This window comes from Paenarthrobacter sp. NPDC057981 (assembly GCF_042886835.1).
GTDB lineage: Bacteria > Actinomycetota > Actinomycetes > Actinomycetales > Micrococcaceae > Arthrobacter.
The window spans coordinates 1-15,360 of the sequence record NZ_JBHVQI010000038.1 but is presented as its reverse complement, the minus strand read 5'-3'; the positions used below and the strand labels follow the sequence as shown (position 1 = coordinate 15,360).

The window sequence follows — 15,360 nt, the reverse complement described above, 5'->3', positions numbered from 1 at the left end:
CAAAGGAGTCCTGATGTCTGCAACGCAATTGCAGCAGGAAGGCGCCCCCGGGGCTGCCCTTCCTCCGCTGACCAACGGTCCGCACCGAAAGCGCCTTGGCCTTGTAGCTTTGGTTGCCACGTTCGGCGGACTGTTGTTCGGCTATGACACTGGTGTCATTAACGGCGCCCTGCGGCCCATGACAGCCGACCTTGGGCTGACGCCCCTGACGGAGGGGATCGTCACCAGCTCACTGCTGTTCGGCGCAGCGGCGGGGGCCGTGGGCGGTGGGCGCCTGTCGGATTCCTGGGGCCGCCGGAAATCCATCCTCCTGCTCGCGGTGCTTTTCCTCGCTGGAACCATCGCCTGCGTCTTCGCGCCGAACTTTGAAGTCATGGTCCTGGGGCGCGTCATTCTCGGCCTGGCTGTCGGCGGAGCGTCCACCGTGGTGCCGGTCTTCCTGGCCGAGCTGGCGCCCTACGAGATCCGCGGTTCGCTGGCCGGGCGCAACGAGCTCATGATTGTCATCGGCCAGCTCGCTGCCTTTGTGGTCAACGCCATCATCGGCAACATCTGGGGAGAGTTTGGGGGAGTGTGGCGCGTCATGCTGGCAGTCGCCGCTCTGCCCGCTATTGCTCTGTTCTTTGGCATGCTCCGGATGCCCGAATCGCCCCGCTGGCTGATTTCCAAGGGACGGTGGGAAGAGGCCTTGGCAGTCCTCAAGACCATTCGGTCGGTGGAGCGGGCCGAGGCTGAAATGGCGGACATCAAGCACCTCGCCGACGAGGAGCGGGCTTCCAAGGCAACCTCGTGGGGCGCACTGAAGGACAAATGGATTCTTCGCATCATCCTGGTGGGCATTGGCCTCGGTGTGGCCCAGCAGCTGACGGGCATCAATTCGATCATGTACTACGGTCAATCCGTGCTGGTAGAGGCCGGATTCGATTCCAATGCTGCGCTCGTCGCCAATATCGCTCCCGGGGTGATCGCGGTGGTTGGGGGCGTGATCGCCCTGACCTTGATGCAGCGTGTCAACCGCCGAACCACACTGCTTCTGGGCTTCACGCTGACCACGGCGTGCCACTTCCTTATTGGCATCGCTTCAATCCTGCTTCCTGTGGGAAACGCGGCCCGACCGTTCGTGATCCTTTTCCTGGTGGTGGCATTTGTCGGCTCGATGCAGACGTTCCTGAACATCGCCGTTTGGGTGATGCTGTCCGAAATCTTCCCGCTTCACGTCCGCGGTTTCGCCATCGGCCTTTCGGTGTTCTGCCTCTGGATTGCCAACGCGCTGCTGGGCCTGTTCTTTCCTACCCTGGTGGCCGGCGTGGGGATTACGGGGACGTTCTTCCTGTTCGGTGTTGTGGGTATCGCGGCCCTCATATTCATCTACACCCAGGTCCCGGAGACCCGCGGGCGCACTCTGGAAGCGCTCGAAGAAGACGTCAGCACGGGCGCCATCTATTTGGTGCACCGGAAGGATTCCACTGCACGTTCCTAGCTGCGTGTCTGCCTCCGGTTGAGGTCCTGTTCGGTGCGGCGTTCGAGCAGGATGGTGTCCCTCCAGGATCCGGCTGCTGGTCCATAGCTCATGAGTCCGATGCGTTCCCGGGTTCCCACGACTGTGAAACCGTATCGTTGATGCAGGGCTATCGAGGCGGAGTTCTCGGGGAAGATGGTGGATTGGATGGTCCATATCCCTTCCTCTTCGGTCCTGCGGATGAAGGCGTCGAGGAGTTGGGCCCCGTAGCCTCGGCCGCGGGCTTCCTGGGCGATGTAGATGGAGTGTTCGACGACGCCGCGGTAGACCGTCCTTGAGGACATCGGTGACGCGGCGACCCAGCCCACGATGAAGCCGCGGTGTTCGGCAACGAGGCGCAGCTGGGGGTGGCGGGTAGCGTCGAAGTCTTCCCAGCCAGGCGGTGAGGGTTCGAAGGTGGAATGGCCTGTAGCGATGCCCGCGGCCCAGATCGCCTCGACCGCCGGCCAGTCGGCGTGCTCCATCTGGCGGATCAGCAGGTGGTTGGTACCGGTCATGGTGCGGCTGGTTCCCCGCTGCGGCCGTGGACCAGCCCGGTGGCGAAGCCAATCGTGACCGGGACAGGTTGCGGGGATCCACAGCACGCGTCAGCGGCGATAGCCGCATCTGCGGGAAGGCTGGTGGAGCAGACCCCTGTTTCGGGCAGTTCCAGTTCCAGCGCGTCGGCTGCTGCTGTGTCTCCGGCGAGGGCGGCCGCAATGGAGCGGACTTGTTCGTAGCCGGTGGCCATGAGGAAGGTCGGTGCCCGGCCGTAGGACTTCATTCCTGCCAGGTAAAAGTCCTTCTCGGGGTGGGCCAGGATCCGCGCGCCATGCGCTGGGACGGTGCCGCAGCTATGGAAGTCCGGGTCAATCAATGGTCCCAGCGCTTTGGGGGCGTCTACTGCCGGGTCCAGGTCCAGCCGCAGTTCGGCAAGGATGCCCAGGTCCGGGCGGAAGCCGGTGGCCGGGATGACCCGGTCCACCTCCACCGTCCGGCCGTCAGTTGCGTGGACAATCACGCCAGTGTCGGCGGTTTCGACGCTTTGGGTGCGGAAGTCGGTCAGGAGCTGGACGGCGCCAGACTCGACGGCGGTGCGCAGGCGGGTGCCGAGCTGGCCGCGCGCGGGGAGTTCATCGACGTTGCCGCCGCCGTAAGCCCTGGCCGGGGTAGCGGCGCGGATGGCCCAGACGACTTTGGTGCCGGGATTGGTGCGAGCAAGGCGAGCGAGGTCCAGGACCATGTTCGCGGCCGAGTGCCCGGACCCGATGACGAGAGTCCGGTGGCCGGCGAAACCATCCTGGGCGACATCGGGTAGAGCTCCGGTGATGGTACCGGCGGCCCGCGCCTCGGATTCCCCTGGTACCGGGAGGCCGTTGCAGCCAAGCGGTGCGGGGGTGTTCCACGTTCCGGAGGCATCGATGACGGCCCGCGCCAGAACCTCGGTGGTCTGGCCGTCGTCGTCCTGAACCTGCAGGACGAAGGGTGTCTGGTCGCGGCCTTGGCTGCGGCCTTTATCCATCCCCTGCCGGGTCACGGCAACGACCTTGGATCCGGTGCGGATCCTCTGCCTGAGTTCGTGGGTTGCGGCCAAAGGTTCAAGATATTGGGTGAGGATTTCCTGGCCGTAGGGCAGTGCGGTCGGGCGGGGTGCTTTCCAGCCCGTTCGCTGGAGCAGGCGGACGGCAGCAGAGTCGAGGTTATATTTCCAGGTGGAGAAGACTCGAACATGGCCCCAACTTTTGATGGCGGAGCCAACGGTGGGCCCGGCCTCGATCACAAGAGGTTCGAGTCCGCGTTCAAGCAGGTGTGCGGCCGCGGCCAGGCCGACCGGTCCGGCCCCGATCACCGCGACGGGCAGGGAATCGTGCCCGGTCATTGCTGGGCTTCTGCCGGCGTGAGGGAGGCAATCAGGGCCTCGACCCGGGTTTTGATCTCGTCACGGATGGGTCGGACGGAGTCGACGCCTTTGCCTGCGGGGTCTTCCAGGACCCAGTCTTCGTAGCGTTTACCCGGGAAGTAAGGGCATTCGTCCCCGCAGCCCATGGTGATCACGACGTCGGAATCCTTGACGGCCTCGGTGGTGAGAATCTTGGGGATTTCGGCGGACATGTCGATCCCGATCTCGGCCATGGCCTCAACCGCTGCTGGGTTGACCTGATCGGCGGGTTGGGATCCAGCTGAGCGTACCTCGATCGCGCCCCTTCCCAGGGTGGTCAGGAATGCAGCGGCCATTTGGGACCGTCCGGCGTTGTGGACGCAGACGAAAAGGACAGAGGGTTTGACGCTCATGAGAGCACCTTTCGATCAGCCGCGGCATCAGCTGCGGAAACATCAGTGGTTTGGGGATAGAGGAGCCGGACGAGGAAAAGCCCGAGGGCACCGCCGACCAGTTGGGCAGCGATGAAACCCGGTGCGGAGGCGGGAGTGATCCCCGCGAAGGTGTCTGTGATGGTTCGGGCGATCGTGACCGCGGGGTTGGCGAAGCTTGTGGAGGACGTGAACCAATACGCGGCGGCGATGTAACCCCCGACGGCGATAGCCACCCGGTCGGGGCGTCCGGAACGGATGGTTCCAAACACGATGACCAGCAGCCCTGCCGTAGCTATGACCTCTGCCAGCCAAAGACCAGGACCGGTGCGTTCGCGGGTGGACAACGTGACCGGAGCCAGATCGAACATCAGGTTCGCCACGACGGAGCCGGCCAATCCACCCACCACCTGAGCCGCAACCAAAAGGGCGGCAGTCCGGGTGTCGATTATTCGAAGGACCCGTTCAACCAGGGTGACCACCGGGTTAAAGGAGGCTGAGACCGGCTGCAGGGCAACGATCAACGCGACCAAAGCCGCGCCAGTGGCGAGGCTGTTCTGCAGCAGTTGCAGCCCGACGTCGTTCGGTGACAGCCGGGAGGCCATCACTCCGGAGCCAACCACCGCAGCGACCAAGAGGCAGGTGCCGAGGAATTCCGCAGCCGCCCGGCGCAGGAGCAAGGGGTTCACTGCGCCTGTCCGCCGATCAAGGCTGCCAGGTTCTGCAGGGCTTCGGTGCGGGCCTTGTAGTAGACCCAGACTCCGCGCTTTTCCCGGTCGAGCAAACCAACGTCGTGCAGCACCTTCAAGTGGTGGCTGATGGTCGGCTGAGATAACTCGAAGGCATCGTTCAGGTCGCAGACGCACGCTTCCCCGCCCTCATGAGAGGCAACCAAAGACATCAGCCGCAACCGGACGGGATCCGCCAATGCCTTCAACAACGGCGCAACGCCGTCGGCTTCTTTCTCCGACAATGGCTCGCGCGCCAGCGGCGAGCAGCAGGCAACGGTCTGGACCGGGGTCAATTCCAAGGACATAGACACAGGTAAATATTTACACTCATCAATATGTTAAGCAAGCCCTCGCGGTGGCAGGGCAGTTTTATTGTCGGAGTGCGGAGGTACAGTTGAACTATTCGAATATATCTTCGAATGGTTGGCGTGTCCCTCCGTGTTTCGATGGGCGCGCATGGTAGTGCCGAACCAAGGAGGAGCATGTCCAGGCCAGCCCTTATGCGCCAGATGCAGGAGATCGCCCACGTGGACATCAACTGCTTCTATGCCTCGGCGGAACGGGCCTTCAACCCTGCCTTGGAAGGCAAACCCCTGATCGTCCTGTCCAACAACGATGGCTGCGCGGTTACCAGATCGCCCGAGGCAAAGCGGCTTGGCATCGGTCTGGGGGATCCTTGGTTCAAGCTGGCTCCGCGGGCAAAGGAATGGGGACTCATTGCCCTGTCCAGCAATTACGAGCTCTACGGGGACATCAGCTCACGGGTCATGGAGTTGTTGCGGCGCTACTCGGCCTGGCAGGAGGTGTATTCCATCGATGAGGCGTTCCTGGGCGTTAAAGGCCGGCCGGAGGAACTCTTGCACCTGGGGCGCTCCATCAAAGAGGCGTGCCGCAGAAATGTCGGGGTTCCGGTCTGCGTCGGAATCGCCCGCACCAAAACGCTTGCCAAGCTCGCCAACAAGTGGGCCAAACACAATCCTGCCTTCAGCGGGGTGTGCCGCTGGGATTCGGTCCCGGAAGCGGAGCGTGAGTCGCTCATGGCACGGCTTTCGGTCATCGAGATCTGGGGCATCGCCACCAGGCTCACCAAGCGCCTGAATGCCATGGGAATCTACTCGATCCTGGACCTGGTCCGCGCCGAGCCCGTTGCGTTGCGTGACAAGTTTTCCATTGTCATGATGCGCACGGTCCTGGAGCTGCAGGGTACCCCGTGCATCCCCATGGAAGAGGAACGGATCGGGCGGGACCAGTTGATCTTCTCGCGCTCCTTCTCCACGCCTATAACGACGACGGCCCAGCTGCGGCAGGTGCTGAGTGTCTACGGTCAGATGGCAAGCGCCCGATTGGCCAAACACGACCTCCAGGCCAAGCTCTTGACAGCGTTCGCGGCAACATCGGTCTACAACCCGAACGACAGATCGTTTCCGACCGTCAACGTCTCACTCCCCATGCCGACGTCGGACCCTGTCCTGCTGACGAAAGCCGCCCACGCCTTGGTGCCGAAGATGCAGGAGGGAACCAAGTACGCCAAAGCCGGCATCATGGTCACCGACCTCCGCCCCACGGGCAACCAGAAACCCCTGGAGATCTTCGAGAACCGGCACGAGGAACGTGGCATTGGGAGCTTGCTGGAGGAAGTCAGCAAACGCTATGGCCGCGGCTCCATTGGCCTCGGACATGCAGGCATCAAGGGTGGTCCGGACTGGTCCATGAAGCGGGACATGCTCAGCCCGCGCTACACCACCAACTGGAACGAACTTCCCTTGGTAAAGGCGGCGTAGCGTGGCTGGAGTCCTAGGCGCGCAGCCGGTATCCGCGCTTCACCACGGTTTCCACGAGCTTTCCGTCAGGGAGCGAGGACCGCAGCCGGCTGACCGTCATGTCCAGGGCATGCACGGAGCCGCGCAGATCCAAAAGATCCGACAACGCTTCACGCGACAAGACCGCTCCGCCTGCCCCGAGGAGCGCCCGCAGCAGCAGGAGGGGAGCCGGTGCCAGTTCCACCACTTCGCCGTTGATCCGAAGGCACCGCCCGCGCAGCTCGATCGTGGCTGTCTTGGTTTCCAAGCGTCGCACATGGTTCAGGGACAGGTGCTCGGTGACGAGGCGGATGAGCGCACCCATGCGGTACCGGTCGGGGATGAGGGGAGTGAGACCGGCGTCGACCAGCGGCTGTGCCGTGACAGGCCCCACGGCCGCAACAGTCACGGGACCCTTGAGCGCCTCGATGAGTTGTCGGTACAGGCCCATTTCGTGCGCGGTGCTCCACATGGCGTCCACGGCCGGGGCACTGGTGAAGGTCAGGACGTCGAGATTGCCATTGACGACGGCCTCGATCAGGCGCGGCAACTTGTCCTCTCCGTCAGGCTTGACCCAGCGGTAGGGCGTCACGGTCAAGACAGTCGCTCCGGACATGCGGAGCCGCTCCAGTTGGCGAACGTCGGTGTACCCGTGCAACTGCACTGCCACGGTCTTGCCACGCACACCCTCCACCAGGAGCATGTCCACCAGGGTGGCCGTGGTCTCGTCACTGCTGATACCGACGTCGGCCAAACCCGCCGCGCGCACGGCACCGCGGGCTTTGGGTCCCCTGACGAACATGCGGCAGGAGGACAGGGTTTCCAGGAGTTGCTCCCCGATGCCAAAGGAATCGGCGGCCTCGCACCAACGCCGCATTCCGTAGGCGGTGGTGGCGATGCAGATATCCGGCTTGGCCTCGATGATGGTGCGGGTGTCCTCTATGAGGATCATGTCCTCCTGGACGGGGGCGATCTTCAGGGCGGGGGCGTGCAGGACGCTCGCACCCCGCCGCTCAAGGGCCTCAATGAGGTCACGGGAGCGGCGGTGCGAGGTGACGCCGATGCGGAATCCATCCAGGGGTGCTTCTGCGGCCTCCGCGGCGTCCGGAGCGGCATTGGGGTCCAGGACTTCGATGGCACGTGCAACAGTCATGTGTATTTACCTTCAGGCTTCAAGGAGCGAAGCCGCGAGTCGGCTCAGTTCAGCGGATGCTTCGGCGTGATTCCGGTTGGCTTCGGCCACCCTGACCACCTCACCGATGACAAGGACGGCAGGGTTGCTGCAACCGGTCGCTGCTGTTTCGATACTACCGAGGTCGGCGATGGTAGTGCGCTGGCCGGGACGGTAGCCACGTTCCACAACGGCCATGGGCATGTCGGATGTCATCCCCGCCCTGCGCAGGCCGGCGGCCAGCTGCGGCAGGGTGCCTATGCCCATGAGGACCACGATGGTGCCGCCCAGCCCGGCGAGGTGGGTGTGTTCCTTCTCCGTCAGGGGGGCGTGGCCGGAAACCACCGTGAACATGTGGCTCACGTCGCGGTGCGTCACCGGAATCCCAGCGGCGGCAGGTACGGAGATGGCGCTGGTGACACCCGAAACAACCCGGACAGGAACGCCGGCTGCTACGCACGCAGCAACCTCCTCGCCGCCACGTCCAAACACATACGGGTCGCCGCCCTTGAGCCTGACGACGTTTTTACCGAGCAGTGCCGCTTCCACCATCAGCTTCTCGATGTCACGCTGAGTCACCTTGTGCAGGCCCGGCTGCTTTCCAACATCCACCAGCTCCGCGGAGGTCAGGTCCGCCAGTTCCTGGCAGGGGGCCAAACGGTCGTAGAACACGACGTCGGCATCCCGCAATGCGTCCACCGCACCTACTGTCAACAAATCCAGTGCGCCCGGTCCTCCACCCACCAGGGTCACGTGTCCGGCGGCACCAGGTGCTGGCTCAAACGCCACCGGGATGCCCGCGGCGCGGCAGCGGTCCACCAGCGCGGCCCAGCGGTCGTCGCCGTCGTCCACAAGGGCTACCAGAAACGGGTGTCCCGGGAGCTGGCCGCTGGACGGCACTGCGTCCGGAGTGCTCAGGCGGTGGACGGTGGCGCCGGCACGCTGATAGCGGCGGACAGCCTGGCGGGCGTTCTTGTCCGAACCCGTGACCAACACGTCGCGGCCGGTGAGATCAATGGTGAGCTGCATGGGGACCCCTCGTTATTCGCTGCGGACCGGGATGGTGGAGGCGATGAGCACGCCGCCCTTTTCTTCATTCGTGGCGGGGCGGATCTGGCCGCGCTCCGGAACGAAGGCAATGGACTCGTCCTTCTGGTCGGGGGCGTTGACGAAGGAACGGAAACGGCGGAGCCGCTCCGGGTCCTTCAGAGTCTCTGCCCACTCGTCCTGGTAGGTGTCGATGTGCTTGGCCATCGCGGCTTCAAGTTCGGCGGCAATACCCAGGGAATCGTGAACCACCACATCCTCGACGTGCTTGATGTCGCCGTCGAGCTCTTCCTGCCAGCGGGCGGTGCGCTGGAGGCGGTCGGCGGTGCGGATGTAGTACATCAGATAGCGGTCGATGTACTTCAGCAGCGTTTCGTCGTCGAGGTCCTTGGCGAGCAACTTGGCGTGCGCCGGAGTGGCACCGCCGTTGCCTCCTACGTAGAGGTTCCAGCCATCGGCCGTCGCGATCACGCCGACGTCCTTTCCCCTGGCTTCGGCGCACTCGCGGGCGCAACCGGAAACACCCATCTTGAGTTTGTGGGGACTGCGGAGGCCCCGGTAGCGCAGTTCCAGTGCGATGGCCATGGCCACGGAATCCTGCACGCCGAAGCGGCACCACGTGGATCCGACGCAGGACTTCACTGTGCGCAGGCTCTTCCCGTAGGCCTGGCCGGACTCGAAGCCCGCGTCCACCAGTTCCTTCCAGATGTCCGGCAGCTGCTCGAGCCTGGCACCAAACATATCGATGCGCTGGCCACCGGTGATCTTGGTGTAGAGGTTGTACTTCTCCGCCACTGCCGCGATGACGCCGAGCCCCCTGGGCGTGATCTCACCGCCGGCGATGCGGGGGACCACCGAGTAGGTTCCGTCCTTCTGCATGTTGGCCAGGGCGCGGTCGTTGGTGTCCTGCAGGGAACCACGCCCGGCGTCCAGGACGTACGCGGAGTGCTGGCTGGCCAGGATCGAGGCAATGGTCGGCTTGCAGATATCGCAGCCCGCGCCCGTGCCGTACTTGGCCATGATGTCCTCGAAGGACGTGAGCTCCAGGACCCGGATGGCGTCGAAGAGTTCCTGGCGGGAGAGGCTGATGTGCTCGCAGAGGGCCTTGGAGACCTCGATCCCGGACTTGGTGAGTTCGCCTTCCAGGAGCTTCTTCAGCATGGGAACGCAGGAACCGCACTGGGTTCCGGCGCGGGTGCACCCCTTGAGCTCTCCGAGCTCCTGGACCGGGGCGTTGCCTTCGCAGGCACCGCAGCCGTTGATGGTGTCGCGGATGGTACCGGCAGCCACGTTGTTGCAGGAGCACAGGATCGCGTCGTCCGGCAGTTCTGTCTCCGGGGCCTCCCCGCCACCCGCCGCGCTGAGGTACGCTCCCGGTTCTGCGGACAATTCACGGCCCAGCAGGGGGCGCAGGCTCATATAGGGAGATGCGTCGCCCACGAAGATGCCGCCCAGGAGGGTTTTGGCATCATCGGTTGTCACGATCTTTTGGTACACGCCACGGGCGGGGTCGGCGTAGACAATTTCCAAAGAGTGCTCGGTGCGGGCAAAGGCGTCGCCGAAGCTGGCAACGTCGACTCCGGAGAGCTTGAGCTTGGTGGCCGTGTCGAAGCCGGGGAATGTCGCTTCGCCACCATGCAGCCGGTCGGCAACAATTTCCGCCATGGTGTTGGCCGGGGCCACCAGGCCCAGGCACATCCCACCGAAGTTGGCCACCTCGCCGATGGCCCAGATGCCTTCAACCTCGGTGGCGCAGAAGTCGTTGATGACCACACCGCCACGCTGGCCCAGGCCGAACAACTGCTCTTCACCCTCGGCTGCACGGAAAAGATCGTCGCGGGGCCTGACACCGATGGCCACAATCACCAGGTCAGCGGGGATGGTACGGCCGTCCGCCATGAGAACACCGGTGACCTGGCCGTCGTCGTCCGTCAGTACCTCGGAGGGGAAGACGCCGCCGTGCACTTCGAAGCCCTTGGCCGCAATCAAACGGCCCAGCGCCTGGCCCGCACCTTCATCCAACTGGGTGTTCATCAACCACGGGGAGCCGTTGATGACCACGGGAGTTGCGCCGAGTTGCTCAGTACCGGCAGCAGACTCGAGGCCCAGCAGGCCACCGCCGATGGTGACCGCTTTGACCTTTCGGCCAAGCTTCGCGGTCAACTCCGCGATTGCCTTGTTGATGGACCAGACGTCCTCGAGGGTCCGGTACACATGGGTGTGCTCGGCGCCGGGAATGGGAAGGCGGGCAGCATCAGAGCCCGTCGCAACCACCAATTGGTCGTAGGTGTACACGCTGCCCGCGGCGGTGGTGACGTTCTTGGCAACGGGATCAATCTTCACCGCGCGCTCGCCGGTCTTCAGCTCCACGGCCGGGTGGTCCCACATTGCGGCATCGCCCAGAGTGAGGTCAACGCCGGTTTCCGTGAGGGCCTTGCTCAGCGCCACACGGTCGTAGGGGAGGTGCGCCTCCTCGGTCAGCACCGTAAGCTGCCAGCCTTCAAGGCCGCGATTGACCATGGCATCGGTGAAGCGGTGGGCGGCGGGGCCGCCGCCGACGATGACGACGCGGCGTGGAGTCCCTGTGCTTGAAGTGTGTCCGGTCACTGGTGGGCCTTTCGCAAATGGTGCAGACGGATCTCCGCAACGTGTGGTCCCAGCCTAGGAAGGGGCAGTTTCGCTTCAGTTTCCCATTTGTTTCGTGGTCTTAACTTCTGCATCACGAACGCGTTTCAGCAGGTGTGAGGTGTCTTTTACCAATCGGACACAAAGGCGCACCCCGGACGAAACACCCCGGTTTTAGCGTGGAGGAGTGGCCACAAGCGTGGCCGGGTCCGGCAGATGCGGCAGTGGAATACGGCACTCCCGGACACAGTGAGAGGGGCTGAAATGACCGTAATTCTGGACCGCGCCGGGACTTTGGACAGTGCCAAAGGCCTGACCGGAGGCATCACCTGGCACCGCGTTTGCCCTATGGACGAACTCGAGCCCGCCTGGGGTGAAGCTGCGTTGATTCAAGGGCGCCAGGTCGCAATCTTTCGAACAGGACCCTCAGAGATATTTGCCGTCGCCCAGCAGGACCCGGCCACTCTCGCCAACGTCATGGCGCGCGGAATCATCGGCTCCCGAGGCAGCCGGCCCACCATCGCTTCACCGCTCCACAAAGAGGTCTACGACCTTGGGACAGGTGAATGCTTCAGCAATGCCGAACTCAGCCTCGAGGTCTTCGCTACCCGCCTTGTGGACGGCGTCGTTGAGGTTGGGCTTCAGGAATCGGTGTGAAAGCTACTGCCCGAGCGCTTCGCGGACGTCGCTGAGCACATCATCCAGGGCGGTCCGCGCCGCTTGGCGTGCTTCCGGGAGTTCGGCTGCCGATTCCACCGGACGGATCACTTCCAAGTAGCACTTGAGCTTGGGTTCGGTGCCGCTGGGCCGGATGATAACGCGGCTCTGGTCACGCGTGAGATAGAGCAGCCCATCCGTGGGAGGCAAGGCGTCGCTTCCTTCCGCCAGATCCGTGGACACTTCGACGGCGGAACCTCCAAACGCTTCAGGCGGGTTGACCCGCAATCGGTTCATCATGGCATCGAGAAGGCCCAGGTCGGCCACGCGGATGCTCAACTGGTCGCTCGCGTGCAGGCCATGCACCAGATACAGATCATCCAGGGTGTCGAAGACCGTCTTGCCCTCGGCTTTGGCAGCTGCCGCCATCTCGGCGATCAGTACGGCCGCCGAAATGCCGTCCTTGTCACGGACCAGCTCCGGCGCCACGCAGTAACCCAAGGCTTCCTCGTAGCCGTAAGTGAGGCCTGGGACGCGGGAAATCCACTTGAAGCCCGTGAGCGTCTCCTGATGGGCGAAGCCCGCCGAGGCCGCGATCCGGGAGAGCAGGCGTGAGGACACGATGGAGTTGGCGAAAACACCGGTGTGCGCATCGTCCGGGGAAGCAGCGGCCAGCCGGGCCACGATATGGGCTCCGAGCAACGCACCAACCTCGTCGCCGCGCAGCATGCGCCATGTACCCGTCGCGGGATCCAGGGCAGCAACCGCAGCGCGATCGGCGTCGGGATCATTGGCCAACACGATGTCCGCGCCGGCTTCCTCGGCGGCTGCGAGTGCCAGGTCCAGTGCGCCGGGTTCTTCCGGATTCGGGAAAGCAACGGTGGGGAAGTCCGGGTCCGGCTCAGCTTGTGCGGCCACCAGCGTGACATCAGTGAATCCTGCGGCGTTCAGAACGGACACGGCCGTTCCGCCGCCCACGCCGTGCATGGGCGTCAGAACAATCTTCAAGTCCCGCGCGGGGAAGTGTTCGCGATCCACCAGCTTGGCCATGGACGTTTCGTAGTCCGAGGCAATGGACTCCGGCAGCACCGTCCAGCCGGAATCAGCCAGTTCGATGGACTCCAACGCCCCGACGGCCTCGATCCTGGCTGCGATTTCGGCATCGTAGGGCGCCACGATCTGCGCCCCCCGGCCACTCCCGGCCACCGCATGCCGCCCCAAGTAGGCCTTGTACCCGTTGTCCTGCGGCGGGTTGTGGCTGGCAGTGACCATCACGCCGCCGTCGCACTCCAGGCTCCTGACCGCGTAGGCGAGCAACGGCGTCGGAAGGGCTGCAGGCATGAGGAAGGTTTCGATGCCCGCGGCAGTGAAGATCGCCGCGGTCTCTTCCGCGAAAATGTCAGAGTTGTAGCGGGCGTCAAAGCCGACGACGGCGCGTGGCCGCGTTCCCGGTGCAGCCGCGGTTACTGCTTCGGTGAGGAAGGCCGCCAGTCCTGCTGCTGCCCGGCGGACCACCACGCGGTTCATGCGGTTGGGCCCGGGACCGAGGGCGGCGCGAAGGCCCGCAGTGCCGAACTGGAGGGTGCCGTTGAAGCTGTCGCCCAGTTCCTGGGCCGCTCCCGCATCACCGGCTGCGGTGAGGTCGGCAAGCTCCAGGAGGGCCGCCGTCGTCGTTGGGTCCGGGTCCTGGGCGGCCCATTGGCGGGCGTCGATGATCAGCTGTTCACGTGCGGCATCACTGGATGTCATAGGGACAAAACTATCCTCATTGCGCACGGCAAGGGCAACGCGGGGTCAGATATGGCCCGTAAATCGGGTCGCAATGGGCCAAATCTGACCCCGGGTTGCCTTAGAACGGACGCGATCGCACGTCGAAGCGCGCCTCTCCGTCCGTGCTGAACACTGATGCTCCGGTAGCGTCCCAATCCGGGAAGAACGTGTCCGTAATTACCGCCGCGCCATCCCCGGCAAAGACCTCCACCGACGAGGAATCGAGGAGCACGGTGAGGTGGACCTTCCCGTCGCTCCCGGTAGAAGGAAGGGACACCTGGTGGTAAGGGCTGAATTTCTCGGAGAAGTTGGTGGTTCCCGCCTGGGAACGGTCCACCTTCAGTGTCCGGGTTTCCTTGGTGTAGGAGATCCGCAGACCGGATTGACCGTCGGCGGAGCGGCGGAGAATCACGCCGGCCTCCCGCGCGGACGACAGGTCCAGATCGAGCTCAAGCAACTGGCTGCGAGCCCCAAAGTCCGCTCCCAAGTCCTGGATCGAGGAGTCCACGGTGAGGTTTTTGTTGTTGACCTCACCGCCCCGGCGTTCCAGTGCTTCCCTGGCTGTGCTGGCGATTGCCGAGCGGAGCTCATAGCGGCGCTCTCCCCGGACCAGCGTGAGTTCCCTGGGAATCGCCATGGAGCCGCGCCAGGGAGTGGTGGGGACGTTCTGGGCGTAATCCCAGTTGCCCATCCAGCCCAGCAGTACGGGTTTGTCCCCGGGCGCGTTGGAGATGGAGTTGGCGGCGTAGTAGTCGGCTCCGTGGTCCAGCCATTGCGACTCTGTCAGCGGAGCATCGGGGGCTGCTGCGTTCTCGGCGGTAAAACGGGTCCCGTCGAATTCGCCCACGAAATACTGCATGCCGGACCCACCCGCGATGCCGCCGGGGTTGATGCTCAGGACCATGACCCACTTCTTTGCCGTGGAGCCTTCCACGGGCATCTGGACGAGTTCGGGCACCTCCCACAGACCACCCTGCGCGCCGGCGCCGGAGAAGTCGCTGAGGTAGTCCCAGTGGAGCAGATCGGTGGACTTGAAGAGCTTGACCACTTGCGCGTCGGCAACCACGGTGGTCATCACCCAGTATTGGCCGGGCTCGTACCAGAGAACTTTCGGGTCCCGGAAGTTGTTGTTGGTGGGCGCGAGGTTGAGCACGGGATTACCGGAGTACTTCTGCCACGTACTACCGCCGTCGAGGCTGTACGCGACAGATTGCGCCTGGGCGCCGTGGGGGAGCGCGCCGTTTTTGCCGTAGGCGCTGGTGTACAGGGCTACCATCGGCGGGTTTCCGGCCGATCCGAGGCCCGAAGCATTGTTGCTGTCCATCACCATGCAGCCCGAGAAGATCTCTTCCGCAGCGCTGGCCTCCATGGCTACCGGTTGCTGTTCCCAGTTCACCAGGTCTTTGCTGATGGAGTGGCCCCAGGACATGTTGCCCCACGAGTTGGCGCGGGGGTTGTACTGGTAGAACGCGTGGTACGTGCCGTCGTGGTAGATCAGTCCGTTGGGATCGTTGAGCCAGTTCTTCTCGGCCGTCAGGTGCGCCAGGGGCCGCCACGGATCCGAAGCGGTGGGCGTCCGGCCTGCCGTGGTGGGCACCGGCGTCGGACTTGCCGTGCAGGAGGCGGCGGAAAAGGCGACGACGACGGCGGCACTTGCGGCCAGCAATTGGCGGCGGGACAGGTGGGGGCTGGGATGAGTCATTGGGGAGAATCCTGAAGGGGTTGGGGTGACGGGGTGCGCCGGCCTGTGGC

The 15,360-nt window shown here is 64.3% G+C and carries 13 protein-coding genes; 3 read left to right on the top strand and 10 right to left on the bottom strand.

What is annotated here, in order from left to right; translation table 11 throughout:
* The first annotated feature begins 13 nt into the window (after positions 1–13).
* On the top strand, positions 14–1,480 hold the full coding sequence (locus tag ACFVSI_RS21210) for a sugar porter family MFS transporter (protein ID WP_387828210.1): 1,467 nt from the start codon (positions 14–16) through the stop codon (positions 1,478–1,480).
* On the opposite strand, the gene ACFVSI_RS21205 is transcribed toward ACFVSI_RS21210, so the two are convergent.
* The 5 genes from ACFVSI_RS21205 to ACFVSI_RS21185 are packed head-to-tail and all read right to left on the bottom strand — an operon-like array spanning position 1,477 to position 4,844.
* Positions 1,477–2,016, bottom strand: coding sequence for a GNAT family N-acetyltransferase (locus tag ACFVSI_RS21205; RefSeq protein WP_387828207.1), 540 nt, complete (start codon positions 2,014–2,016; stop codon positions 1,477–1,479). The genes ACFVSI_RS21210 and ACFVSI_RS21205 overlap by 4 nt on opposite strands.
* Positions 2,013–3,377: an FAD-dependent oxidoreductase gene (locus tag ACFVSI_RS21200; protein WP_387828204.1), complete on the bottom strand. Its 1,365-nt coding sequence runs from the start codon at positions 3,375–3,377 to the stop codon at positions 2,013–2,015. The genes ACFVSI_RS21205 and ACFVSI_RS21200 overlap by 4 nt, the downstream gene beginning before the upstream one ends.
* The gene (locus ACFVSI_RS21195; RefSeq protein ID WP_387828201.1) at positions 3,374–3,790 is read right to left on the bottom strand and encodes an arsenate reductase ArsC; all 417 of its coding nucleotides are present in this window, start codon (positions 3,788–3,790) and stop codon (positions 3,374–3,376) included. Before ACFVSI_RS21195 ends, ACFVSI_RS21200 begins: the two co-directional genes overlap by 4 nt.
* Positions 3,787–4,497: an aquaporin gene (locus ACFVSI_RS21190; protein ID WP_387828198.1), complete on the bottom strand. Its 711-nt coding sequence runs from the start codon at positions 4,495–4,497 to the stop codon at positions 3,787–3,789. The genes ACFVSI_RS21195 and ACFVSI_RS21190 overlap by 4 nt, the downstream gene beginning before the upstream one ends.
* Positions 4,494–4,844: a metalloregulator ArsR/SmtB family transcription factor gene (locus ACFVSI_RS21185; RefSeq protein WP_387828196.1), complete on the bottom strand. Its 351-nt coding sequence runs from the start codon at positions 4,842–4,844 to the stop codon at positions 4,494–4,496. Before ACFVSI_RS21185 ends, ACFVSI_RS21190 begins: the two co-directional genes overlap by 4 nt.
* Positions 4,845–5,021: 177 nt before the next feature.
* On the opposite strand from ACFVSI_RS21185, the gene ACFVSI_RS21180 reads away from it, so the two are divergent.
* Positions 5,022–6,320, top strand: a complete 1,299-nt coding sequence (locus tag ACFVSI_RS21180) for a Y-family DNA polymerase (RefSeq protein ID WP_387828193.1) — start codon at positions 5,022–5,024, stop codon at positions 6,318–6,320.
* A 13-nt stretch (positions 6,321–6,333) separates the two neighbouring features.
* On the opposite strand, the gene ACFVSI_RS21175 is transcribed toward ACFVSI_RS21180, so the two are convergent.
* From ACFVSI_RS21175 to nirB, 3 genes are read right to left on the bottom strand one after another with little or no spacing between them, the layout of a single operon-like run.
* The gene (locus tag ACFVSI_RS21175) at positions 6,334–7,491 is read right to left on the bottom strand and encodes a uroporphyrinogen-III synthase (RefSeq protein WP_387828190.1); all 1,158 of its coding nucleotides are present in this window, start codon (positions 7,489–7,491) and stop codon (positions 6,334–6,336) included.
* A 12-nt stretch (positions 7,492–7,503) separates the two neighbouring features.
* Positions 7,504–8,538 (bottom strand): uroporphyrinogen-III C-methyltransferase, encoded by a 1,035-nt coding sequence (cobA, locus tag ACFVSI_RS21170; protein ID WP_387828188.1) that lies wholly within the window; start codon positions 8,536–8,538, stop codon positions 7,504–7,506.
* A gap of 12 nt (positions 8,539–8,550) precedes the next feature.
* Positions 8,551–11,163, bottom strand: a complete 2,613-nt coding sequence (gene nirB / locus ACFVSI_RS21165; protein WP_387828185.1) for a nitrite reductase large subunit NirB — start codon at positions 11,161–11,163, stop codon at positions 8,551–8,553.
* Positions 11,164–11,445: 282 nt separating this feature from the next.
* On the opposite strand from nirB, the gene nirD reads away from it, so the two are divergent.
* Entirely contained in the window at positions 11,446–11,838 is a 393-nt protein-coding gene (gene nirD / locus ACFVSI_RS21160) for a nitrite reductase small subunit NirD (RefSeq protein ID WP_387828182.1), read from the top strand.
* Between the two features lie 3 nt (positions 11,839–11,841).
* Here nirD and ACFVSI_RS21155 read toward each other — a convergent pair whose 3' ends face one another.
* Together ACFVSI_RS21155 and ACFVSI_RS21150 are read right to left on the bottom strand one after the other, a co-directional pair.
* On the bottom strand, positions 11,842–13,587 hold the full coding sequence (locus ACFVSI_RS21155; protein ID WP_387828179.1) for a phospho-sugar mutase: 1,746 nt from the start codon (positions 13,585–13,587) through the stop codon (positions 11,842–11,844).
* A 100-nt stretch (positions 13,588–13,687) separates the two neighbouring features.
* A complete protein-coding gene (locus ACFVSI_RS21150) occupies positions 13,688–15,310 on the bottom strand; it encodes a glycoside hydrolase family 32 protein (protein ID WP_387828177.1) in 1,623 nt (540 codons plus the stop codon).
* Positions 15,311–15,360 lie beyond the last annotated feature (50 nt).

What these genes read in the sequence shown, in the direction of transcription:
- ACFVSI_RS21185 (WP_387828196.1), bottom strand. Translation starts at nt 4,844, where the DNA reads ATGTCCTTGGAATTGACCCCGGTCCAGACCGTTGCCTGCTGCTCGCCG.
- ACFVSI_RS21180 (WP_387828193.1), top strand. Translation starts at nt 5,022, where the DNA reads ATGTCCAGGCCAGCCCTTATGCGCCAGATGCAGGAGATCGCCCACGTG.
- ACFVSI_RS21195 (WP_387828201.1), bottom strand. Translation starts at nt 3,790, where the DNA reads ATGAGCGTCAAACCCTCTGTCCTTTTCGTCTGCGTCCACAACGCCGGA.
- ACFVSI_RS21175 (WP_387828190.1), bottom strand. Translation starts at nt 7,491, where the DNA reads ATGACTGTTGCACGTGCCATCGAAGTCCTGGACCCCAATGCCGCTCCG.
- cobA (WP_387828188.1), bottom strand. Translation starts at nt 8,538, where the DNA reads ATGCAGCTCACCATTGATCTCACCGGCCGCGACGTGTTGGTCACGGGT.
- nirD (WP_387828182.1), top strand. Translation starts at nt 11,446, where the DNA reads ATGACCGTAATTCTGGACCGCGCCGGGACTTTGGACAGTGCCAAAGGC.
- ACFVSI_RS21205 (WP_387828207.1), bottom strand. Translation starts at nt 2,016, where the DNA reads ATGACCGGTACCAACCACCTGCTGATCCGCCAGATGGAGCACGCCGAC.
- ACFVSI_RS21210 (WP_387828210.1), top strand. Translation starts at nt 14, where the DNA reads ATGTCTGCAACGCAATTGCAGCAGGAAGGCGCCCCCGGGGCTGCCCTT.
- ACFVSI_RS21150 (WP_387828177.1), bottom strand. Translation starts at nt 15,310, where the DNA reads ATGACTCATCCCAGCCCCCACCTGTCCCGCCGCCAATTGCTGGCCGCA.
- ACFVSI_RS21200 (WP_387828204.1), bottom strand. Translation starts at nt 3,377, where the DNA reads ATGACCGGGCACGATTCCCTGCCCGTCGCGGTGATCGGGGCCGGACCG.
- ACFVSI_RS21155 (WP_387828179.1), bottom strand. Translation starts at nt 13,587, where the DNA reads ATGACATCCAGTGATGCCGCACGTGAACAGCTGATCATCGACGCCCGC.